Origin of the sequence: Methanobrevibacter sp. DSM 116169 (assembly GCF_046197865.1) — an archaeon.
Lineage (GTDB): Archaea > Methanobacteriota > Methanobacteria > Methanobacteriales > Methanobacteriaceae > JAHKLT01.
The window spans coordinates 1,560,671-1,584,606 of sequence record NZ_CP166990.1 but is presented as its reverse complement, the minus strand read 5'-3'; the positions used below and the strand labels follow the sequence as shown (position 1 = coordinate 1,584,606).

The window sequence follows — 23,936 nt, the reverse complement described above, 5'->3', positions numbered from 1 at the left end:
TTCTTCACACTCCTTTTTATATTAAATTATTAATTATATTTTTTGTAAATTGTTCTTCTAATTCTAATTTTCGTTCTAAAAGCTTTTTTTTCTTATTTAACAATACAAAAAGCTTTTCATATTTTTTTTGTGTTTTAAGAGGTATTTTTTTGATTTTTATATCTTTAACTTGTTGTATTTTCATAATTTTTATTCCACTGCCTTCTACAAGTCTTGACAGTTGTTTTTTTATTTTATTGCTGTTTAATATATAAGATAAAAATATGGGGATGTAATTATGATTATTTACTCTTATTATCCCACAATTTAATGGGACTACAACATTGTCCTCTTTAAAATTGATAATGGCTACATTATATGGTGGGGATAACTTCATTATAATATCATTATATTGTGCAATGTATTTTTCATCTATTTTCTTATCAGAATATAGGGTTTCAAATTCATTGGGATTTATATAATTGTCATTCAATGCTTTATTAGGTATAGTCAAATACTTAAATGATTTATTTGGGCTTTTTAATTCTATTCTTTTGGTAAAAAGTCCAGAATATATATTTGCTATTTCAGTTAATTTGATATAATCATCATTTGGATTTTTCATGAAGGTAACCTCTTATTTAATTGAATTCAATTTTTAGAACATAAAAAAATAAAAATGTTCTAAGTTCTTATAACATATATTATAATTTGGTGGTGTTACTATATAAAGATATCGTAAAATTCATGTTATACTGATTTAGAACAAACATAAATTTTTTAAAAAAATATTATTTAATGTAAATTTAGCTGTAAATAATCAAGGTATTTCTTTGTTTTTATTATATTCTTCATTATAAATAGTCGAAAATATATTATAAAGTTCTTTTAATGAATATTCAATTATCAAATTATCATATATGCCAACTTTTCCTCGATGAACACTATTGGATCTCACTTGATAATAATAATCTATGGCCTTATTAGGATTTGATTTATCAAGTTTAAAAGGTTTTTTTGGACTTGCAGCTGAAAATACTCTGGACCCGTCTCTATTATCACTAACATTTTTTTTTAATAATTCTTCAAAAGATTTTTCTTTTATAATCATTTTAGCTCTTTTACTAGCATTATTTTGACTTAAATTGTATTTTAATCCAGTAAATCTTTCGATAATTGACCATAGTAATGCATATCCCATTTGCAATCTAATTGTTGCAATTGGTTTATCACTATAAGCATTATTTTCTTCTAAAATTTTTCCCACTTCTGTTAAACCCTCATTAAAAAATGGATCTTTCCTGAAATCCCAATTAAATGGTTTTTCAATATCTGCAGTTCCTTTACCTGCGTATTTACCACATAAAACATTAACTTCTTTTCCGTTTATTAATATTGTGTCCCACTTATACACATGTGTAGGTTCAATTTGCATGATGCTTTCATATGCTTTTTGATAATTATTTTCATTAAAATTAAATAAATATCCTGTAATTTTGTGATGTGTTTCTTGATTTGATTTAACTAAAATTGGAACACCATCTCTTTCTTTAAGTTTTCCACTTATTTCAGTTTTATATCCATTATCATCAACAAAGTCTTTTATTCTATAATAGCATAATTGATCTTTTTTAAATAATCCATATGCAAAAAAAGGTAATGTCATATCATCAGGAAAGTTTCCCCTATATTCACCAGCAGATTTTATTATATTTAATAAAAGTTCTTCATATCCCACTGCTTTTTTATTTGTTGCTTGAGCAATTTTTTTAAAAAACTCATTTTTAACAATAAAATCAGATTTTATAAAAATATCTTTTATTTTATTAAAAACCCAACTTAATTCCTTTGCATATTCGGTTATTATTAAAGTTTGATGCCAATCATGATTTTGAAAAGTAACAGCAATTTGTCCTATTTTTTTAAGAATATCTTTTAATCTACTATCAGTAGGACTCGTAATAATGATGCCAAAATCATTCCAATTATTAGTTTTACTAGCTATTTCTGAGATATTTTCTTTTTTAATTTCTGTTTTAAGTTTTTCTAATTCTATGGATATTGATGATGGCAATATAATCACCTATTTTTCATATTTCTAATTAGAATGCAAATTTTTCTACAAAGTCTTTAACTTTCTCAATTATTTCTTTTATTTTACTTCTTCTTTCTTTTAGTTTAAGGCCTTGTCCTTTAATTGATTCTTTTATTAAGTCTGATTTTTCTTTACCTGAATATTCATATTCACATAAAAATTCTTTTAATAGCTTTTTATCAGCTTGTTCATCATTAACTATTTGTCTGAATTCTTTTTCTCTTTCTTTATCAATGAATAATTCAAATTCTTCAGGTATTTTCTTTTTATCAATTTTTGGAACATAGTTGTCAAGGAACTTTTCTATTAATTCTTTTTTACTTCTTAAATCTTGTGTTCTATCCATTAATTTAACAATCTTAATTTTATCATTAGGGAATGAAGAGTCATCTTTATCTAAATCCTTCATTAATTCAATAATATATGTTATATTAATATCATCTTGTCTGATTAAATCTAATTCAAAATCAATATCATCTAGTATGGATTCTGGACCATCACCAGTTTTAACAGTGTCTTTTATATCTAAATATTTACTTTTATAATCCTCAATTTCTTGTTCATCAATATTTAAATCTTTAAAATCAAATTCTGTAAATGATTTTAATTTATTTAAAACTCTAAGTAGTTGATTGTATGATGTGATAAATTCTGCTTTCTCATTAGGAGTTTTTAAATTATCTACATCATCTATTGTTTGTGTTATTCTTCTAAATTCAACTAAAAAGACATTAAAGTCTTTAACATATTCTTCATATGGTTTCATTAATACTTTATCTAATGCATCTTCATCTGAATATAGAGTAATAGCTTCGTCTGTTGATTTTTTAAGATTTCTAAAGCAGATAATATTTCCATGATCTTTTTTATCATTATAAATCCTATTAGTTCTTGAATATGCTTGTAATAAGCCATGATAAACTAAATTCTTATCAACATATAATGTATTAAGTAATTTACTATCAAAACCTGTTAAAAACATGTTTACAACTATTAAAATGTCGATTTCATTGTTTTTAAATCTTTTAGCTATATCTACATAGTAGTTTCCAAAATCATTTGTTGTAAAATTACTTCCAAAATAGCTATTATAATCTTCCATACATTCTTCTAAGAAGTCTCTTGAATGCTTATTGTCTTCATTTTTGTCCATGTCTTCATTTGCATCAAATGTGAAAATAGCTGCTACTTTTAAATCTGAATTTTTAGCTTCAATTCTTTCTTTAAATAGTTTATAATATTTTTTCAAGATATTGATTGATGGTGTTGCAAACAATCCATTAAATTCCTTTTTATATGTTATTGATGGGTGTTTATCAATTATAAAGTCAGTAATTAATTTTAATCTTTCTTCATTTTCATATACTTCTGATGTGTCTATTCCTGGAACTTCTTTATCAATGATGGTAGTTTTTCCTTTAAATGTTTTGTGGTATTCAACTGAAAAACCTAGAACATTATCATCAGCTATTGCATCTTTTATAACATAGCTATGTAGTCTTTTTCCAAATAAGTCTGAGGTTGTTTTGTGTTTATTAGCATTAACTGCAAAAATAGGGGTTCCTGTAAAACCAAAATACTGAATATTATTAAAGTAGCTAGTAATTCTATTGTGCATCTCACCAAATTGGCTTCTATGGCATTCATCAAAGATTAAAATCATTTTTTTATCTTTAACAGATTCTAATGTTTTTGGATTAGAAACGGCATTATTTAGCTTTTGAATTGTTGTAACAGCTAATTTATTTTCTCCTTTTAAATGTTTAATTAATGAATTAGTGTTTTTTGTCCCATCAACAGAACCTTCTGCAAAATTATTAAATTCTTTTGTTGTTTGATAATCAAGATCAGTTCTATCTACAACAAAAATAATTTTATCAATTGTTGGCTCTTCTGCAAGAATTTGGCTTGCTTTAAAGGATGTTAAAGTCTTTCCACTACCTGTAGTGTGCCAAATATATCCATTGTTATTTGTATTAATAGCTTGATTTACTAATGCTTCTACAGCATAGTATTGATATGCTCTTAAAACCATAAGTGTTTGTGTTGTTTGATTTAAAACCATATATTTAGCTATCATTTTAGATATATGGCATTTATCTAGGAAAACATCAGTAAATTGTTCTAATCTATTAATATTTTTATTATCTTTATCTTTCCAGTAAAAAGTAAATTTAAAATTCTGTTCTTTATTATTTACAAAATATTTAGTATTTACTCCATTACTTATTACAAACATTTGAATATAATTAAATAATTTATGGTAAGAATGTATTTGATATCTTCTAATTTGTTCAAATGCTTTTTTAATACTTTGACCACGTCTTTTAAGTTCAATTTGAACAAGTGGAAGACCATTAATTAAAATAGTAACATCATAACGATTACTGTATTTTTTCTCAAATGTTATCTGATTAGATACTTGAAATAAGTTTTTACACCAATCTTTTTTATTAAAAAAACGAAGGTATATTGTTTCTTTATCTCTTTTTAATGGATAATGATCTCTTAATTTTTCTGCTTTATTAAAAATAGTTCCAGATTCAAGGTGTGTTAGTAGTTTATCAAATTCAACATTTGTCAACTCAGTTTCTTTTAATTCTTTTGCATTAAATTTTTCAATCTGTTTTTTAAGATTCTTTTCCAAATCTTTTTTATCTTTTATTTTAACTCTTTCATAACCTAAATCAATAAGTTGTTTTAACATTGATTCTTCAAGATTAGCTTCAGATTGAATTGACATAAAAAAATATTTAGTGATTATATTAAATATTATTTGTTATCTTCAATTTGATATTTGTAAAAAAATTTTATTAAATTTATATAAAAATTACTTTTAAAATGTATGTTTTTGTCGTGATATTTAATTTATATGAAAATGTTTTTTGTGTTTTTGCACACTTTAAAAAATTTATATATAAATGATTATATAATAATTAATTAGAGAATGAGGTAATGCCTAGTTCGTTTCGCCACCGGTTGGTGGTGAATTAGTGGCGACTAGGTTCTATTCTCTTTATCTTTTTATTATATTCTTATAACATGGCACTGTTGGTGGAGTGGGATTTTAAGCTCATGTTACTATGGTTCATAAGCACTATTTAAACAAGAAAAAACCAATAGTATTTTTGACAATCCTCAAAAATTTTATATATTATATTAACCATAATATATATTAGACTTGATGGTGAGTCAAATATCCTTCGAACTGATTCATTCAACAATAAATCTGTTTATGGTATTCTGTTGTGTGTTTTATTTAGTAGGATGTAATAATTTTATTATTATTATACATTCTCCATGCAACAGTGCTTTTTTCATGATATGATTTTATTCAATTTTTTATTAACTACCACAATGCTTAAATTCATTAAAATTAATTTTTAATGGGGTAGTCTATAAAAATAAAAAATAAAATTTAAGCTATAAAAATAATATAAAATTATTTCTAAGCTTTTCTTAAGTATCCTTCAGTAGGTTCGTAGATTATTCCTTTTTGTTTTAAGTTTTTAATAATCCCTTCTACTTTTTCATTACTCATATCATATTTGTCTTCCATATTACTCATTAAGACATTGATAGGAGCGTTTCCATTATATTCTTCTGTTAGCTCTTCAATTTCAGATAAAATTCTTTGAAGTTTATCTCTGTCAGATTTTGGAGTTCTTCCTTCAACTTTATCAATATCAATTTCTCCAGTTTCTGGGTCGACACCAACTTCTTTTAAACATGCAAGTTGTAATCTAACTGCTTTATCTGCATCTTCTTTTAAAACTTCATCTCTTAGTTTTAATTTTGCACTAGCTTCAGCTAAACGTATAATAGCTTCAAGTTGTCTTGCAGTAATTGGAACTGGAGATTCTTCATCTGCAGAACTATTTCTTGTACTTACATAAAACTCTTTTAATACTGTTATAGCTTCATTTGATAATGTTGGATTAACATTTTTACGAGCATAAGCAATATATTTTCTAAGTAAATCAGAATCAATTTCAGAATTTATTGAGTGTTCTTGATGTATTTTTAAAATATGGTCTGCAAGTTCTGAGTCGTTTTTAACACTAGGTTTATCTTCAACTACAAAAATTAAATCAAAACGAGATAAAATTGGTGAAGGTAAATCAATTTGCTCTGCAAGTACTTTAAATCTATCAAATCTTCCAAATTTAGGGTTTGCTGCTGCAAGTACTGAACATCTTGAATTCAATGTTGCCATAATTCCTGCTTTAGCTATACTTACAGTTTGTTGTTCAAGTGCTTCGTGAAGTGCAGATCTATCTTCTGAACGCATTTTATCCAGTTCGTCAACACAAACATTTCCTTGATCTCCTAAAACTAATGCACCTGCTTCTAGAGACCATCCACCTAGTTCGTCACGAACTGCTGCAGCTGTTAATCCTGCTCCAGTTGTACCTTTACCACTTGTATAAATACTTCTTGGAGCTAGTTTAGATACATATTTTAACATTTGAGATTTACCAATACCTGGATCTCCTACAATTAGAATATGGATATCTCCTCTAAGTCTTGTTTCATCTTCTAAGATACGTGCTGATCCACCAAAAAGTTGTAAAGCAATAGCTTCTTTAACATCTCTATAACCTTTAATAGAAGGAGCAGTAGATCTTATAATCTTTTCATGTATATGTGGGTCATTAGCTAATTCAAGAATTTTTGCTTCATCTTCTTCACTAATTTGGAGTTCTTCAAATTCCTGTTCTAGCGGTTCTATATGATTTACATAAATATAATTTTTGAACTTTCCGCTTCTTTCTTCTCTAAATGTTTTTAAAGTTCCTGTAATTCTAACTTTATCTCCAGGATTAAGTTCATCTACTAAATCGTCTTCTAATACCATTAAAATTTGTTTTGGTTCGGTCCCACCTGATAAATTTTCAAGAGGTTCTTGCATTCTTGCAGTTTGTGTGTCTACATATTTTGATTCTTCTTGAAGTAATCTAAAAGATCTTCCACCACATTCACTACATAATGATGGTTCTACTATACGACTGTCAGATCTTTGTTCTACCTCGTGTAATCTCATACAACCTCTACATTCAAATACGCCTGTTTCAATTCTTGGACGAATTTCATCTGTTTTCCTAACAATTCCATCACAGGATACAAATTTACCAATGTATTTACTTAGTAAAAACTTTAAAGCAATATGATTTGAAAGATTTTCGATTCTTATATTAATATCTGCATCTTTTACTAAAGGATCTATGTTTCTAACTGCATTCTCAGAAGATTCTAAAACTTCTTCTGGTTTTTCAACTAATAAATCTGCTAATTCTGGATCAAAGATTTCTAAATTGTTATAATCTATTGTTAATGATCTCTCATCAGGATACTTCTCTAAAATATTAAATACATCATCTTTATAGGATGTAGAGAAAAATTCTTCAAATTTATTAACTGATGATTGAGATTTTGCACTACTATTCATTACTATAGTGGTTTATTTTTTACACTTTAAAAATTTTGTCATAGCTATAAAAAAGTTTTATAGATATTTTCATTTTTTCATTAAAATTCTATTTAAATATTATTAAAGGATTAATTTAATAAATAAACTTTAATTAATTCATTTTTAATAATTTTATATTTATATAATTATTTTTAATTAAATTAAGAAATTTTACTATGAAATCTATTTAATAACTTTTTGTAATTTAAATCACACCTTTTATATAAGATAATTTACATATTACTAACTACAGGTGATTAAAAATATGAAATGTTTTAAATCGAAAAACAATGATTTCGATGAAGATTATATGAATCACTGGTTAGATATTTTAATAAATTCATATACTCCATTGATTGAATATGACAATGATGAAATAGATGAAATTAAAGATAACTTTCAAATATTTTTTAACTAAGTTTTACTAATTTTATATAGTATAAAAACATAAATAATACATAATTAGATTATTTTATGGTATTTTTATGGTTTTATCTGAATTACTTGCTCCTGCAGGAGCTTATGATGTTTTTAAAGTAGCTATTAATGCTGGTGCTGATGCAGTATATATAGCAGGCCAACGTTTTGGAGCTAGAGCATTTGCACAAAATTTTTCAATTGAAGAAATAGAAAAAAGTATTAACTATGCTCATTTAAACAATGCAAAAGTTTATGTTACTATAAACACTCTTGTAAACAATTTTGAAATAGCTGAAGTGCTTAAATACATTTTTAAATTATATAAATTTGGTGTTGATGCAGTAATTATACAAGATTTTGGTATATTGCAGCTAATTAAATCTTTATTTCCAGATTTAAAAGTCCATGCATCAACACAAATGACATTAAATAATTATGAATGTGTGTTATGGGCTTATAAAAATGGTATATCTCGTGTGATTTTTCCAAGAGAATTAAGTGTTGAAGAAATTTCAGCTATTAATTCTAAATTAAAAGAAAATGGAATTGATATAGAACTTGAAGTTTTTGGTCATGGTGCACTTTGTTATTCTATATCTGGAAATTGTTATATATCCTCTTTAAATAGTGGTAGAAGTGGTAATAGGGGAGCTTGTGCTCAACCATGTAGAAGAGAATATAAATTAAAATATAAAGGATATAATATTGGAAATGGACACTTATTATCAACACATGATTTAAATACCTCTGATTATTTAGATGAACTTTCAAATGCAGGAATTAGTTCTTTAAAACTTGAAGGAAGAATGAAATCAGAAGATTATATTGGCACAATTGTTAATTCTTATCGCAATATATTAGATTTTGATGATGAAGAATCTAAAAAGAATCTAAACCTTGTTTTTAACCGTAAATTCACAAAAGGGTATTTATTAGGAGATAAACCTGGAGATGTAATGGGTAGACAAAGTTCTGGTCATGAAGGTTTATATATTGGTGATATTATCGATGTTAAAGGTCAAGAAATTACAATAGCTAAAGATAAAGATATTACTCTAAAGACTGGTGATGGGATAGCTTTTAAATATAAAAATAAAATTAAAGGGATTTATGTAGATAATATAACTTATCAAAATAAAGATAAAGTTAAATTAACCACAACTCGTAATGTTAGATCAGGTGACAGGGTTTTTATTAGCTATTCTAGTAAAATGCATAAAAAACTTAGGCAATTTAGAAAAGATAATATTCAATCTAAAGTTCCTATTTCACTAAATATATCTTTTGATGAAGATTTACATATGGTTATTTATTATAATTTTAAATTAAGAGATATTACATTAAATTCTAAATATGTATCAAAATCAACACTTGATAAAGCTATTAATAAACCTATATTAAAAGAAGATATAGAAAAACAAATATCAAAAACTGGTGGAACTCCATTTTATATTAATGAGATTAAAGTTGAAGGATTGCCTGATAATAGTTTCATGTCAATGGGTGATCTAAATAAAATACGCAGAGAATTACTAGAACGTGCTAGTGAAATTTTGTTAAATTATTATAAACCTAATAAAAAACAGATTAATGAACTTAACAATAATTTAAATGATTTTATTAAAAAATATAATAATAAAGATTCTAAGATTAATAGAAAAAGATTAGGGTTTTCTGTTTTTGTAGATAGTTTAGAAAATCTTAAGGCAGCTTCTACATTTCCATTAAAAAAGATTTATTTTGATCCTTCTTATGGATATAATAATCCTGAAGATTATTTTGATAATATTAAACAGTTATTAATTGATGCTTCTTGTAATACTTTTGATAGTGAATTGGTTTGGGTGCTTCCTTCTTTTATCTCATCAGAAGAAATAAGTAAATGCAGTGAAATATTAAATGAATTACTTAATGAAGGAATTCCAGTTTCAATCATGTGTGATTCTCCTGGTTTAAAAGATTCTTTTAATTCTCAAATCTATGGAAATCATAATTTAAATATATGGAATAGCTTTGCATGTGAAAATCTCTATGAATCTGGATTTAATAGCTTAATTTTATCTTCAGAGTTATCATATGAAGAAATTAAAGAAATAAATTCTAAAAGCGATGAAAATGACTTAGAGTTAGAATTAATTGTCCATGGAAATTTAGAGGTTATTACAAGTTTCGATGATTTTTCAGCTTTAAATGAAGGAAAAGATTTTATTATAAGTAATAATTCTGATTATGCTACTTTAGAAGATAAAAAGAGAAAAAAATTCAGATATAAAGTATTATTTGATTTTAATAAGAAATCACATATTTTAAATAAAGATTGTTTATGTTTAATTGATGAGATGGATAAAATTAAAAGCAGTGGAATTGATTCGATTATTGTTGATTGTAGATTTTCTAATGATAAATACACTTCAAAAATTATTTCTTTTTATATGCAAGCTTTAAGAAATAATGATAAAACATATTTAACATCATTAAGACAAGAAGTTAATTCATTTTCTCAATCATATATTAATAAAGGAAATTTCCTTGAAGGTAGACTTCATGAAGAAGATAAATAGCTATTTAATTCATAAGAACTATCTAAACAAGAATAGTATTTTTGCCCAACTATCATGGGTAATCTTATATATTAAAATTTAGAAAAATAAATAGTAATAATTATATTGGAGATAAAATGAGAAAATCAAGATTAAACTTATTTAAATCAACATCTATGCTTATTTCTGTTGCAGGAATCATCATGATTCTATCTACAGTAATTATTGTAGCATATATTGGATTTAGTATAGCTTCTTCTGGAATTACAAATCAAATTTCATCAGGAGCTCAACAAGACGAATTAGCTAATTTAACAGCATCTTATAAATCTTTAGAAGCTAAATTTGATAGTATTAAATCTTCAGTACATGAAAGTAATTCAGATGAAAAAATAAATAAATATAATGATGCTCGTTTAGAATTATCTAGGGCAAAAACAGCTATTGATAATGTAGAAAGTGCTTTAAGTTCAGGTAAGTCGTCTGCAGAAGTTAACAATAGAATAGAATTTGCAAAAGAAAAATTAAAAGTGGCTAATGAGGCGTATAATCAATTATGATTATTGCCTTTAAAACCTAATCCTATTATATACATTTCTGCACTTTTTTTACGAGAAGATGATGGTTTAGTTGTTTTTAAAATCTTAAATCTCTTTTTTAAATGATTTAAAATTGTATTATATTCGCTTCCTTGAAATGCTTTTATTACTAAATTTCCTTTATTTTCTAAAATATTATCGGCTATTTCAATAATGCTTTCAATTAAATCATATGAATTTAATTGATCTATATTTTTTATTCCACATAATGAAGGAGAAGCATCTGAAATTAGAACCTTTGTTTTTCCACCAACAAGTTTTGTGATCTGATTTTGAACTTCATCAGTTGTAAAATCTCCTCTAATGCCATGAAAATTTTCTTCTTCAAATGGTTTAATTCTATTTAAATCTACTCCAATTACAAGACCTTCTTCTCCAACTTTTTCTAAAGCTACTTGTGACCATCCACCTGGTGATGCACCTAAATCAACAACTGTATTTCCAGTTTTAATTATTTTAAATTTTTTATCAAGTTGTTTTAATTTAAATGATGCTCGTGATCTATATTCTTCATTTTTAGCTTTTTTATAAAAAGGATCGTTTTTCTTTTCTTGTTGCCATTTACTGCCCATGGATATTCACTCATTTTTTAAATTGATCAAAGTTTAATGCAGAACAAATTGGTTCTCCTAATTTTATTGGTTTAACTTCAACTTCTCCTTTGTTTAGTTCTAATGTCATTACACTTGGATCAGCTAGTCTTGGAAGTGTCGGACTTCCTGGATTTAAAAGTAAAACTTCATTAAATTCTTCGACCTTTGGTTGATGTGTATGACCACTAACTAATATTTGGACACCTAATTGCTTAGCTAAATAGTAGAGTTGCTGACTATCTCCACGAGGATAAACTTCACCATGAATTAAACCAATCTTAATGCCTTCTTTTTCTAATGTTTGGCTTTTTGGTAAATCAAATCCTTCTAATCTATCTACATTTCCTTGAACTGCAATTACTGGAGCTATCTTTTCAAGCTCATCAATAACTCCTTGTGAAGTAATATCTCCTGCATGTAAAATTAAATCTACATTATTAAATGAGTTGCCTAATTTTGAAGATAATTCTTCAGCATGGTCTTTTATATGTGTATCGGATATTAATCCAATAATCATTCATATCACCTTTTTTTATTTTACTGTTTATATATTTGTAAGTGGTATTATATTAATTTTTCAATTAAGTATTGATTCATAATTTCTTATAATTGATAATTATATATCATATGTTTATTCATAATTTAACATGATTGATAATTATAAATTCAGATTAAATAAAAAAGATTATATGTTTATAATTACATATCTTTATATTCAAAAGAGCTTATATTGAGGAGACATAATAATGGGTAAAATTAATAAAGAGGACATATTGGAACTATTAAAAGAGTATGATAAGGAAAACATTACTATTGCAACATTGGGTAGTCATACTTCTTTACATATATTAAATGGGGCTAAAGAAGAAGGATTTAGAACTGCTATTGTCTGTGAAAAAGGTAGGGAGATTCCATACCAAAGATTTGATGTTGCTGATGAGTATATTATGGTAGATAAATTTTCAGACATTGTAAATGATGATGTTCAAGAAAAACTCAGATCAATGAATGTTATTGTTATTCCTCATGGATCATTTGTAGCATATGCTGGTTTAGATAGAATCGAAGATGATTTCTTAGTACCAATGTTTGGAAATAGAGATATTTTAAGATGGGAAGCTGAAAGAGATTTAGAAAGAAAATTATTAACTGAAGGCAATGTTAGAATACCTTATAAATATAGCGATCCTTCCGAAATCGATAGAGCAGTTATGGTTAAGTTTCCTGGTGCAAGGGGAGGAAGAGGTTATTTCGTAGCTTCTTCAACAGAGGAATTTAATCAAAAAATCGAAGCAATGAAAGAAAGAGGTTGGCTAGAAGATAAAGATGTTGCTAATGCTCATATTGAAGAATATGTTGCAGGATGTAATTATTGTATTCACTATTTCTACTCAGCTTTAAATGATGAAGTTGAAGTTTTAGGAATGGATACTCGTTATGAATCTAGTATTGATGGTTTTGTAAGAATGCCTGCTAAAGATCAATTAGATGTTTCATTAAGTCCTTCATATGTTGTAACTGGTAATCATCCTGCTGTTATTAGGGAATCATTACTTACTCAGGTTTTTGATATAGGGGATAAATTAGTTGAAAGTGCTAAAGAATTAGTTAAACCTGGATTAAATGGACCATTTTGTATGCAAACTCTAGTGAATGATGATTTAGAGGTTATTTGTTTTGAAATAAGTGCTCGTAGTGATGGTGGAACAAACACATTTATGGGAGGATCTCCTTATAGCTATTTAAAATATGGTGAAGGAATGAGTATGGGTCGTAGAGTTGCAAGGGAAATAAAAACAGCTATTAAAGACGACAAATTAGAAATAATACTCACATAATTTTTATAGTTTTTTAAATAAAACTATTTTTCTCTTTTTTAATTAAATTTCACTTAATTTATACTATTTTTTACTTAAGAAAAAATTATTTATAGTATCACGAACAAACTATATTATAGAATTATGTTAAATGTTATAGCAAGTTATGAAAATTGTATGAATAGGTTAATTATTATTTATAATAACTCAAAAAAGTTTTTAGTTTATGATAATGAGGATTATTCGAAATTTCCACATCCAAATGAATATGATTTAAAAGGATATGAGTCATTGACTTGTGTAGAAGAAATTTTGAGATATGTTTCTAACTATCATCATGTTTTTTTAAGTATTGCAAATGATATTTACAGAGATATTAATGATGCAGTTGTTTTAAAATTAGATATTGATACACAACACCTTAGAAATAACATAATGTTACTTGCAGGAAATATTAAAAATAATATTACTTTTAATGTTAAAGTAGGTCTTAGGGATGATAGAACTTTTGAAGAAAAAATAGCTAGTGGTTGTGATTTTCCAGATGAAAAAAGAGGAACATTATTACATAGTCTAGTATTATCTGATATAAAAGTTGGAAAAAAAGAAGTTGAAAATTATAATTTTGAAGATAAATTCAATGAATTAAAATCTTCAAAAAAATAAATTTTATTTTGAGGAAATAGCTCCTCCAACAGCCCCAGTAATTCCCATAACAATCATATAGTAAATTAAATTACCAATTACTGAAATTAAACTAGAAACACCAGAAATTGTAAATCCAACTAGTCCACCGAATAGTCCAAATAATGATCCACCAATTGTAGCTATTAAAATAAATAATATTGCACTTATTATAGTTCCAAGAGCACCAGCTACAGCAGCATTCCACATTCCTCCGAACACACCTTCATGGGCCATATATCCTACTAGAAAACCAACAATTAACAATCCTAAAAATTCATAGTTTCCAAAAAAGGATTTTACAATTACTGCTAATATAAATCCAATTAATACTGGCATTGTTTTTACCATTTTTATCACCAATTGATTTTATATAAGTTATTTAATATAAATTTAGCTATTTAATTTATCTTTAATTTTATCTAAAACTGCTCTATGCATTCTTTTTGTAAATTCTGCCTTATCATTTTCAGATAAAACATCAAAATATCCTTGAGATACTAAATTAAATGCAAATGGTGTTGGTACATCTGTATTTATAGTCTTTATTTCCATTTCATCATTTTCTATCCATTTTAATACTTTTATAGCATTTTCGATGTCCATATGGTCTTCAACTACTTCTCTTTGAGCTTCTCTTAAAATTGGAAAGTTTTCATCCATTTCTTGAATAAATTTAAGTAATATTTTACTTCTAACTTGTTGGCGACCAACAGATTTTGACTGACCTTTGTAATTTCTAAGTGTCATAAGTGATCTACCTGCACCATGTCTAAATCTACTAGCTAATGTTTCTGTTTTATTCAATGATTGGATTAATATATTTCTGAAATTTTCACTATTTAATTCCCTAAAAGCTTCTAATGCTCCAATTTTTCCTTCTGAACTTAGATAAAATCCATTATCTGTTACAGAAATTGTAATATTTGTATTATATTTTTTAGCTATTATAAATGCAATAGCACGAGATAAAGCATCATTTACTTTTCTTCCAAATAATGAATGAAATACTGCAAAACGCCGATCTCCAAATCCTTTATAATATTCAATTAATAATCTACGAGTACTTGGAATTTGTCCGTAATAAAATTGCTCAGAGAAATATTCATAAATAGAATTAGCTGCAAAATCATCTACATATAAATATTCATGGATAAATTCTAAAATTTCTTCTTTAGATCTATTATATTGAAATTTATTATTCATATGGTCTCTAAATCTTTGAATATCTAATGCTAAATCAAATGATAATGGTAATTGTTGTGAAAACCATGAAGGAATGCTTGGTGGGCCATTTGCAGGTGAAACGCTAATTGTCATGCCTTTACCATAATTAAATCGATATACATTTCCACCTAAAACAAAGGTATCTCCTTTTTTGAGGCGTTCCATAAACTCTTCTTCAATTTTACCAACTGTTTCACCATCACATTTAACTAAGACTCCAGAACTATCAGGTATGGTTCCAATATTTGTAGAATATAACATTCTAGCTAGTTTTCCTCTTTTACCAAAGGTCTTCTCTGTATAATCAATCCATATTTTAGGATAAACATATCTTTCTTCAAGTTCTGAGTATTCTCCAGCTAAATAGCTTAAAATATCTTCATAATCATCTTTTTCAAGATCTTTATAACAATAGCTTTTTTTAATTACATCATATGCATAATCAATATTCCATGGATTTTCAATAGCCATTCCATAAATGTGCTGTGATAAAACATCTAAACAATTTTCAGGAATTTTAATTTTATCAATTTTACCTTCTTTAGCATCTTTTAATAAAACAGAGCATTCAACTAAATCATCACGGTCTGTTACAATTATTCTTCCTTTAGATTTTTCATGTAGTTGATGTCCACTTCTACCAATTCTTTGTAAGGCTCTTGCAACAGATTTTGGAGAATTAATTAATATTACAAGATCTATATAACCAATATCAATTCCAAGTTCTAAAGATGTTGAGGATATAACTGTTTTAAGTTCTCCTTTTTTTAATTTATTTTCAGTTTCAAGTCTAACTTCTTTAGATAAAGATGAATGATGGGCCATTATGTTTTTATTATTGTAATGTTCAGGATAAATTTTTTTTAAATTATATACAAATCGTTCTGTTCCACTACGAGTATTAGTAAAAATTAAAGTAGTTTTATGCTCTTGAATTAAATCATCAACTAAATCATACATTCCAAGACGTGTATCTTCACTTTCTGCTAATACAATATCACTTACTGGAGATATTACTTCTATGTCTAACTCTTTTAGATAATTTACATCTACAATTAAACAATCTCTTGGAGTTCCATATTCAAGGCCTACTAAAAATTCAGCTATTTCTTCTAATGGATTCACTGTAGCTGATAAACCAATTCTAGTAAAATTCCCAATTAAATGTTGTAATCTTTCTAAAGATAAACTTAAATGAACTCCTCTTTTATTTTCTGCTAATGAATGAATTTCATCAATAATAACATATTTTACATGGGATAGTTTTTCTCTAAACTTTGGTGCAACTAGTAATATTGATAATGTTTCTGGTGTTGTAATTAAAATGTGTGGTGGTTTTTTTAACATCTTACTACGTTCATATTGACTAGTATCACCAGTTCTAACGGCTTTTCTAATATTTAACTTTTTACCTGCTATTTTTTCAATACCTTTTAAAGGATCATCAAGATTTTTTTCTATATCATTATCTAAAGCTTTTAAAGGAGAAATATAAATACAATAAACTCTATCTTCTAATTCTTCCTTTTCTTCAAGCTTTGTAAGTTCACTAATAACAGATAAAAAAGCAGTAAGTGTTTTTCCTGATCCTGTTGGTGATGAGACTAAAACATTATTTCCTTTAGCTATATCAATTAATGATTTTGATTGTGATGGTGTAAAATCATCAAATGTGTCATCAAACCATTTCCTAACCCATGGATGAAGGTGTTTATAAATTTCTTTTTTAGTATATTCTTTATCTTGTGTTTTAATCATCTTATCTTTTTTAAAAGATTATTTATAATTATTATAAAAATTTTTTAAATTTTCTTTATCTTTTTTGGATAAATCAAACCATCTAATATTTTGAATAGCTCCTTCAAGAGCACATAATTTAGAAAGACATGCAGTATTATCAACTTCTTTAATTTTTAACCAAGCTTCTTTAGAACCTATTTCTTTTAAATCTTCTTTAGTTAAAATTCCAACATCATTTAGTTGTTTTTCTGCAATCTTTCCAATATTTGGAAGTTTAGAGAGTTTATTCATTGTTATCATTAATATTGTTGATTTTTTCTTTTAAATCATCATCTTTAAATAATTCTGCAATTCCACCAATAGATCCTAATATTCCAGACATTTCTGAAGGTAGGAATATTTTAGTAGAATTACCATCAGCTATTTTTTCTAAAGATTCTAAATACTTAATAGCTAATAAGTCATTTGTAGGATTTCCTTCATGAATAGCACTATAAACATTTTTAATAGCTTTAGCTTCTCCTTCTGCAACAGCTATTTCTTGGTATTGATCTGCATCTGCAACTCTTTTAATAGCTTCTGCTTTACCTTCTGCTTCTAAAATTGATGCTTGTTTATCACCTTCAGCTTTTTTAATTTCAGATTGTTTATATCCTTCTGCTTCTAAAATAGCTGCTCTTTTCATTCTTTCAGCTTTCATCTGTTTACTCATAGCTTCTACAATATCTGTTGGAGGTTCAATTCTTTGAATTTCAACTCTAACAACACGAGTTCCCCATTTATCTGTTGCTTCATCTAATACTTCTCTAAGTTGTGTATTGATCATTTCTCTTGATGTTAATGTTTGATCAAGTTCTAAATCTCCGATAATATTTCTTAAATTAGTTTGTGCTAATTTAGTTATAGCTTGGTAGAAATTTACAACATTATAAACTGCATTAAAAGGGTCTGTTACCTCATAAAAAATAACACAATCAACTATAACAACAGTATTATCTTTTGTAATAACCTCTTGTGGTGGTACATCTACAACTTCTTCTCTTAAGTCTACTTTTGTAATTGTTTCAATAAAAGGAAATATAAATATTAATCCACTTTCAACAGTTCTTTGATATTTACCAAATCTTTCTACAACTCCTTTTTCATATGGTCTTAAAATCTTAATTGATGTAAAAGCGATTACAGCTATTATGACTATTATAATTACTATTAATAATCCATTCATGTTTTTACCTCTTAATTTTGTTTTAGAATTTTATTTTTTCTTAACAATTAATTTAACTCCATCTATGCCTTCAACTATTGCTTCTTCACCAACAGAAAGATTATCATTAGATTTAGCTTTCCAAACATCTCCTGAATGTTTCACTAATCCTAATTTCTCCTTATCTATTTCTTCGGTTACCAAAACTTCTTTTCCAATCAAACGATCAGAGTTTGATTTTTTATTAGGGGAATTTTTTGTTAATTTATTAGCTAGTGGCTTTGAAGCTATAATACAAATTAAACTAACTACTACAAATGCTAATAATTGGATTCTATAATCAAAATCTAGGTAATTTACAAGTCCTGCAGCAGCAGAACCTACTCCTAATGATAATAAAAAAAATGTTCCAGTTAATAATTCTCCTAAAATAAATAATACTGCTAAGATGAGCCAAAATTCTAAATTAAACATTATTCGATATAGTTAAAACTTTAAATTTTAACTATCCTCCTTATTTATAATTATGTAAAGTATGATAAATAATCTTATTGTGCATTAATCTGTAAAAACACAAAAATTCATTTAAGATATAATTTCAAATCCTAAATCTTTTGCATAATTAATTACTTTTGATGTTTCACAACTTGTTATTGGTTTTGAAATATCTTCATATTTTAAAGATTCATTAAGAGGAGTATAATTTCCCATAATATTTAATGCTACATTTGTTCCTAAATTTTCATAAATCCAATCAATTATTGGAATAGAACAGCATTCTATGTGATTGGGTAATACTAAATGGCGAATTATCATGCTTCCAGAATTAATAGCTATTTTATGATTACGTCCAATAATTTCCATATAATTATTAACGCCTGAAAGTCGTGATGCGCATTGATTGTTTCCAAATTTAAAATCTGTAAGATATAAATCTATAAAACCATTTAATAAGTTCATAGATTCTATACTCATATACATATTTGTATTTAATACAACTGGAATATTTTCTTTAGTTATTCTCATAACTTTTAAAATATAAGCTAAATTAAGACTTGGTTCTCCTCCAATAAAATTAATGTTTTTAGAACCATTTTTTCTAGCTATATCTATTTTTAAAGCTAAGTCACTAATTTCAACAAATTTTCCATTTTTAGGATTATTACTTATATCATGATTTTGACAGAAAGCACAGTCCATATTACATCCTGCAAATAACATTCTGTGACTTGGTGCTAATGGATATTCTTCACTCCAACCAGTAGAACATAGTTTATTTTGATTGCATGTGTAATTTTCATTTAAAATTATTTCTTCATTTGAATTAAAAAATTCAGAAGCTATTCTTGGCTTTATAATTCCACAATCTCCTTTTTTAAAATTTCTATTAATATTACATCTTTTTTCACATAATATGCAATGTTCTAAAATTTTATCAGCTATTTCGATTTTTAAATCAAGAAATGAATATTCAATTTTTTCAATTTTTTTATTTTTAAAATTTTTTAAAATATCTTCATGTTCTGCCCATTTATTACCTATGTTTTCATGAAAGTTTGATGGAATAAACGATGATTTCTTTGAAAAAGATAATATTTTATTAGATGCAACTTCATTATAATGACTTAAAGATTTTAAATTATTCATATTGTTTCACTAGATTAATATTTATTTAATAATATATTATTTTAAAGCAAATATTAACTTTAAAATTTCATCAAAAATCTAAAAAAAGAAAAGGTTGTGGAATGTGTGTTCTTCCACTATTTGTTTACAGTTATTATGTTGCTTGTATGGAAGTCTTTCCAAGATGCTGTAGCTATGTATGATCCTGGATCTAAATTTATGTTTAATTTTACAATTCCATTATTATCTGAGGTTCTATTGTATATTATTCCGTTGATGTTGATTTGTATTGTTTGGTTAATTACTTTATTTCCTTTATCATCTAATACTTCAACATTGTATGTGTCATTATCTCCAAATGTTTTATTTAAGTTTTCACCTATTAGAATTGGTAAAACTTTAATATTATTACTTATTTCTAAATCATTGCATTTTACTGTTATAATATAAGTATTAGGATCTAAATTAATATTTAAAGTAGCTATACCATTTTCATTGCTTGTTCTATTATAAAATACACCATTAATATTAAATTCAACAAGGGTATTGTTTATTGGTTTACCTTTTTTATCTAAAACTTCAACCGTGTATTGTGATCCATTACGGAAATATTTAGTAAGATCATCAGCTAGTAATGTAGAATTAACAACAACAAAGTTATTGATTGATGTATTAAAGTATTTACTTGAACCATTAAATGTTGCTGTGACATTGTAAGTATTAGGTCTTAAATTAATGTTTAAGAAAACTTTTCCATAACTATTGGTAGTCCTATTATAAGTTACACCATTAATAGTAATCTGTATAAGCACACCAACAATAGGATTATTATTAGAATCTTTTAAAACAGCAATATACTGTGTACCATTTCTATAAAATAAAAAAGTATCATTTGCATCTAATAATGCATTAGTTTTAGCTATTGTAATATTCAATGTTTTATTAAAACCATTATAATTACTATCACCTGGATATGTGATGATTGCAGTGTAATTATCTGGATTTAAATCAGTAACATTAAAGGATACTGTGCCGTTGATTATTTCATTTGTGTAATTTTTATTATTAATTGTTAAAGTCATATTACCTGTAGCATTAGGAGCAATTGTTACAGTAATGGTTTGATTTTCACTAGAAACAATATTAGGATTAGTGACATTAATATCTGTTTTATTAGACTTTAAAACACTAACTGTAGTATTAAAAGTTTTAGAATAATAATTATCATCACCAGAATAAAATATAGTAATATTATTTTCCCCTGCAGGTAGATTTAAGTCTGTGAAAATTACTTCACCATTTGTAATATTTAGTGTTTGATTTTTACCATTGTAATAAATTGTAATATTACCAGTAACATTAGTAATAATTTTTATTGTTTGATTTTCATTATAAATCATATTACTTTCATTTAAATTAAAAGCAGCATTATTTTTCACAACTAATAAAGCAGTTTGCACAGTTATATTAGTTCCACCAATATAAGTACCATTAATTAGATATTTTCCAATATTTGGTGATGTGATATTTTTAGTGTATAATCCATCTTCAAAATCTGTTAAATTAACATTGAAAATAGTGTTATTAAATAAAGTGATATTTTGACCTACAATAACATTACCATTATCATCAGTTAAAAAAGCATCTAAAAGAACATCTCCACCAGGAACACCGTAATAAGTATCATTACCTAAAATAATCAAATAAATTTTAGTATTTATTGTACCATTATTATATATTTGTTCTGAATAATCATTAAACATAGTATTATTCTTTAATGACAAAGTAGCACCTTGATCATTATAAATAAGATGATTATTATATCTTGAATTATTTAATAAAGAATCACTCACAAGCAAAATACCACTATTGTAGATTGCTCCACCACTACTTGCGTTGTTGTTATTTAATGTAGAATTACTTATATTAAAATCATTACCATTATTGTAGATTGCTCCACCCCATTCGTTTGCGGTGTTGTTATTTAATGTAGAATTACTTATAGTAAAATCACCACTATTGACGATTGCTCCACCCCATTCGTTTGCGGTGTTGTTATTTAATGTAGAATTACTTATAGTAAAATCACCACCACTATTGAAGATTGCTCCACCCATATTTGCTTTGTTGTTATTTAATGTAGAATTACTTATAGTAAAATCACCACTATTGAAGATTGCTCCACCCCATTCGTTTGCGGTGTTGTTATTTAATGTAGAATTACTAATACTAAAATCACCACCACTATTGAAGATTGCTCCACCCATATTTGCTTTGTTGTTATTTAATGTAGAATTACTTATAGTAAAATCACCACCATAATTATTGAAGATTGCTCCACCACTACTTGCGTTGTTGTTATTTAATGTAGAATTACTTATATTAAAATCATTACCATTATTGTAGATTGCTCCACCCCAACCGCTTGCGTTGTTGTTATTTAATGTAGAATTACTTATATTAAAATCATTACCATTATTGTAGATTGCTCCACCATACCAGTTTGCTTTGTTGTTATTTAATGTAGAATTACTTATAGTAAAATCATTACCATTATTGTAGATTGCTCCACCACTACTTGCGGTGTTGTTATTTAATGTAGAATTACTTATAGTAAAAACACCACCAGTATTGATGATTGCTCCACCATTACTGTTTGCTTTGTTGTTATTTAATGTAGAATTACTTATATTAAAATTATTACCACCATTATTGTAGATTGCTCCACCATGACTGTTTGCGTTGTTGTTATTTAATGTAGAATTACTTATATTAAAATCATTACCATTATTGTAGATTGCTCCACCATTACTGTTTGCTTTGTTGTTATTTAATGTAGAATTACTTATAGTAAAATCACCACTATTGACGATTGCTCCACCCCATTCGTTTGCGGTGTTGTTATTTAATGTAGAATTACTTATAGTAAAATCACCACCACTATTGAAGATTGCTCCACCCATATTTGCTTTGTTGTTATTTAATGTAGAATTACTTATAGTAACATTACCATTATTGTTGATTGCTCCACCATACCAGTTTGCGGTGTTGTTATTTAATGTAGAATTACTTATAGTAACATTACCATTATTGTTGATTGCTCCACCATAATAGTTTGCGATGTTGTTATTTAGTGTAGAATTACTTATAGTAACATTACCATTATTGTAGATTGCTCCACCATCAAGTGTTGCGTTGTTGTTATTTAATGTAGAATTACTTATATTAAAATCACTACCACCATTATTGTAGATTGCTCCACCATGACTGTTTGCTTTGTTGTTATTTAGTGTAGAATTACTTATAGTAACATTACCATTATTGTTGATTGCTCCACCATTACTATTTGTGTGTCCGTTTTGTAGTGTTATGTTTTCTAAAATTAAATTACCACCACTTACAATATTGAAAATTCTTACTTCATTGTTTCCATCAATAACACCATTTCTAATAGTAACAGTCTTATTAATACTTATACCATTAGCATATTTTCCTGTATCATTATATAAAATTGTTTTACCTTCAAGATCAACTACTTCTTTACTAATTATTTCTTGTTCTAAACAAGTAAAATTACCAGCAACAGAATATGTCTTCATTTCATCATTAATTTCAAGATCATCAGAATAAAAATCAAATGAATCCAATTCTCCTATATCACTAATTTCTTCTGCTGAAACTAAACCTACAGAAAAAACTAAAACCAAAAAAAATATAAAAATTTTATTTTTAAACATTTAAAATAAACCTCCATATTTACACATTAATCTTATTTTTGAATATAATAAGATATAAAATTATTCTTTTAAAAATTCATTCAAATAAACACATTTTCAATTATAAAAATACTATAATAAATTATTTGCTATTTAAATCCCAAAATATATGTAGTTAAACTAATAAACATATAATTAATAAAGAATATTTAATTTTTTTAGGTGT

At 26.1% G+C, this 23,936-nt stretch carries 18 protein-coding genes; 5 read left to right on the top strand and 13 right to left on the bottom strand.

All coding sequences use genetic code 11. The features are described 5' to 3' along the window. Positions 1-16: 16 nt before the first annotated feature. From ACA134_RS07645 to mcm, 4 genes are all read right to left on the bottom strand, one after another. Positions 17-604 carry a hypothetical protein gene (locus ACA134_RS07645; protein WP_409199831.1) on the bottom strand — a complete coding sequence of 196 codons (588 nt, stop codon included), beginning with the start codon at positions 602-604 and terminating at the stop codon, positions 17-19. Positions 605-799: 195 nt separating this feature from the next. After that, a complete protein-coding gene (locus ACA134_RS07640; protein ID WP_409199830.1) occupies positions 800-2,053 on the bottom strand; it encodes a hypothetical protein in 1,254 nt (417 codons plus the stop codon). Positions 2,054-2,081: 28 nt separating this feature from the next. Then, positions 2,082-4,817 (bottom strand): type I restriction endonuclease subunit R, encoded by a 2,736-nt coding sequence (locus tag ACA134_RS07635; RefSeq protein ID WP_409199829.1) that lies wholly within the window; start codon positions 4,815-4,817, stop codon positions 2,082-2,084. Between the two features lie 705 nt (positions 4,818-5,522). Next, entirely contained in the window at positions 5,523-7,523 is a 2,001-nt protein-coding gene (mcm, locus tag ACA134_RS07630) for a minichromosome maintenance protein MCM (RefSeq protein ID WP_409199828.1), read from the bottom strand. A 286-nt stretch (positions 7,524-7,809) separates the two neighbouring features. On the opposite strand from mcm, the gene ACA134_RS07625 reads away from it, so the two are divergent. The 3 genes from ACA134_RS07625 to ACA134_RS07615 all read left to right on the top strand — a co-directional run bounded on the left by ACA134_RS07625 (position 7,810) and on the right by ACA134_RS07615 (position 11,064). Next, entirely contained in the window at positions 7,810-7,962 is a 153-nt protein-coding gene (locus ACA134_RS07625) for a hypothetical protein (protein ID WP_409199827.1), read from the top strand. Between the two features lie 67 nt (positions 7,963-8,029). Next, positions 8,030-10,525: a DUF3656 domain-containing protein gene (locus ACA134_RS07620; protein WP_409199826.1), complete on the top strand. Its 2,496-nt coding sequence runs from the start codon at positions 8,030-8,032 to the stop codon at positions 10,523-10,525. Positions 10,526-10,641: 116 nt separating this feature from the next. After that, on the top strand, positions 10,642-11,064 hold the full coding sequence (locus ACA134_RS07615; RefSeq protein ID WP_409199825.1) for a hypothetical protein: 423 nt from the start codon (positions 10,642-10,644) through the stop codon (positions 11,062-11,064). On the opposite strand, the gene ACA134_RS07610 is transcribed toward ACA134_RS07615, so the two are convergent. Together ACA134_RS07610 and ACA134_RS07605 are read right to left on the bottom strand one after the other, a co-directional pair. Beyond that, positions 11,055-11,675: an RlmE family RNA methyltransferase gene (locus tag ACA134_RS07610; protein WP_409199824.1), complete on the bottom strand. Its 621-nt coding sequence runs from the start codon at positions 11,673-11,675 to the stop codon at positions 11,055-11,057. The two genes, ACA134_RS07615 and ACA134_RS07610, sit on opposite strands and share 10 nt — an antisense overlap. A 10-nt stretch (positions 11,676-11,685) precedes the next feature. Continuing rightward, positions 11,686-12,213: a metallophosphoesterase gene (locus ACA134_RS07605; RefSeq protein ID WP_409199823.1), complete on the bottom strand. Its 528-nt coding sequence runs from the start codon at positions 12,211-12,213 to the stop codon at positions 11,686-11,688. A 229-nt stretch (positions 12,214-12,442) separates the two neighbouring features. On the opposite strand from ACA134_RS07605, the gene ACA134_RS07600 reads away from it, so the two are divergent. After that, a complete protein-coding gene (locus ACA134_RS07600) occupies positions 12,443-13,534 on the top strand; it encodes a formate--phosphoribosylaminoimidazolecarboxamide ligase (RefSeq protein ID WP_409199822.1) in 1,092 nt (363 codons plus the stop codon). Between the two features lie 156 nt (positions 13,535-13,690). Next, the gene (locus ACA134_RS07595) at positions 13,691-14,179 is read left to right on the top strand and encodes a hypothetical protein (protein ID WP_409199821.1); all 489 of its coding nucleotides are present in this window, start codon (positions 13,691-13,693) and stop codon (positions 14,177-14,179) included. A gap of 3 nt (positions 14,180-14,182) precedes the next feature. On the opposite strand, the gene ACA134_RS07590 is transcribed toward ACA134_RS07595, so the two are convergent. The 7 genes from ACA134_RS07590 to ACA134_RS07560 form a co-directional block, all read right to left on the bottom strand. Further along, positions 14,183-14,548, bottom strand: coding sequence for a DUF5518 domain-containing protein (locus ACA134_RS07590; RefSeq protein ID WP_409199820.1), 366 nt, complete (start codon positions 14,546-14,548; stop codon positions 14,183-14,185). Between the two features lie 42 nt (positions 14,549-14,590). After that, a complete protein-coding gene (locus tag ACA134_RS07585; RefSeq protein ID WP_409199819.1) occupies positions 14,591-17,182 on the bottom strand; it encodes an ATP-dependent helicase in 2,592 nt (863 codons plus the stop codon). 18 nt (positions 17,183-17,200) lie between these two features. Next, a complete protein-coding gene (locus tag ACA134_RS07580) occupies positions 17,201-17,455 on the bottom strand; it encodes a TfoX/Sxy family protein (protein WP_409199818.1) in 255 nt (84 codons plus the stop codon). Beyond that, positions 17,448-18,389, bottom strand: a complete 942-nt coding sequence (locus ACA134_RS07575) for an SPFH domain-containing protein (RefSeq protein ID WP_409199817.1) — start codon at positions 18,387-18,389, stop codon at positions 17,448-17,450. The genes ACA134_RS07580 and ACA134_RS07575 overlap by 8 nt, the downstream gene beginning before the upstream one ends. A 30-nt stretch (positions 18,390-18,419) precedes the next feature. Next, entirely contained in the window at positions 18,420-18,842 is a 423-nt protein-coding gene (locus ACA134_RS07570) for an NfeD family protein (RefSeq protein ID WP_409199816.1), read from the bottom strand. 111 nt (positions 18,843-18,953) lie between these two features. After that, positions 18,954-20,015: a radical SAM protein gene (locus ACA134_RS07565; protein ID WP_409199815.1), complete on the bottom strand. Its 1,062-nt coding sequence runs from the start codon at positions 20,013-20,015 to the stop codon at positions 18,954-18,956. Positions 20,016-20,131: 116 nt separating this feature from the next. Next, positions 20,132-23,731, bottom strand: a complete 3,600-nt coding sequence (locus ACA134_RS07560; RefSeq protein ID WP_409199814.1) for a beta strand repeat-containing protein — start codon at positions 23,729-23,731, stop codon at positions 20,132-20,134. Positions 23,732-23,936 lie beyond the last annotated feature (205 nt).

Coding starts and splice junctions, on each gene's coding strand:
- ACA134_RS07645 (WP_409199831.1), bottom strand. CDS start 604: ATGAAAAATCCAAATGATGATTATATCAAATTAACTGAAATAGCAAAT.
- ACA134_RS07635 (WP_409199829.1), bottom strand. CDS start 4,817: ATGTCAATTCAATCTGAAGCTAATCTTGAAGAATCAATGTTAAAACAA.
- mcm (WP_409199828.1), bottom strand. CDS start 7,523: ATGAATAGTAGTGCAAAATCTCAATCATCAGTTAATAAATTTGAAGAA.
- ACA134_RS07625 (WP_409199827.1), top strand. CDS start 7,810: ATGAAATGTTTTAAATCGAAAAACAATGATTTCGATGAAGATTATATG.
- ACA134_RS07620 (WP_409199826.1), top strand. CDS start 8,030: ATGGTTTTATCTGAATTACTTGCTCCTGCAGGAGCTTATGATGTTTTT.
- ACA134_RS07615 (WP_409199825.1), top strand. CDS start 10,642: ATGAGAAAATCAAGATTAAACTTATTTAAATCAACATCTATGCTTATT.
- ACA134_RS07610 (WP_409199824.1), bottom strand. CDS start 11,675: ATGGGCAGTAAATGGCAACAAGAAAAGAAAAACGATCCTTTTTATAAA.
- ACA134_RS07605 (WP_409199823.1), bottom strand. CDS start 12,213: ATGATTATTGGATTAATATCCGATACACATATAAAAGACCATGCTGAA.
- ACA134_RS07600 (WP_409199822.1), top strand. CDS start 12,443: ATGGGTAAAATTAATAAAGAGGACATATTGGAACTATTAAAAGAGTAT.
- ACA134_RS07595 (WP_409199821.1), top strand. CDS start 13,691: ATGAATAGGTTAATTATTATTTATAATAACTCAAAAAAGTTTTTAGTT.
- ACA134_RS07590 (WP_409199820.1), bottom strand. CDS start 14,548: ATGGTAAAAACAATGCCAGTATTAATTGGATTTATATTAGCAGTAATT.
- ACA134_RS07585 (WP_409199819.1), bottom strand. CDS start 17,182: ATGATTAAAACACAAGATAAAGAATATACTAAAAAAGAAATTTATAAA.
- ACA134_RS07580 (WP_409199818.1), bottom strand. CDS start 17,455: ATGAATAAACTCTCTAAACTTCCAAATATTGGAAAGATTGCAGAAAAA.
- ACA134_RS07575 (WP_409199817.1), bottom strand. CDS start 18,389: ATGAATGGATTATTAATAGTAATTATAATAGTCATAATAGCTGTAATC.
- ACA134_RS07570 (WP_409199816.1), bottom strand. CDS start 18,842: ATGTTTAATTTAGAATTTTGGCTCATCTTAGCAGTATTATTTATTTTA.
- ACA134_RS07565 (WP_409199815.1), bottom strand. CDS start 20,015: ATGAATAATTTAAAATCTTTAAGTCATTATAATGAAGTTGCATCTAAT.
- ACA134_RS07560 (WP_409199814.1), bottom strand. CDS start 23,731: ATGTTTAAAAATAAAATTTTTATATTTTTTTTGGTTTTAGTTTTTTCT.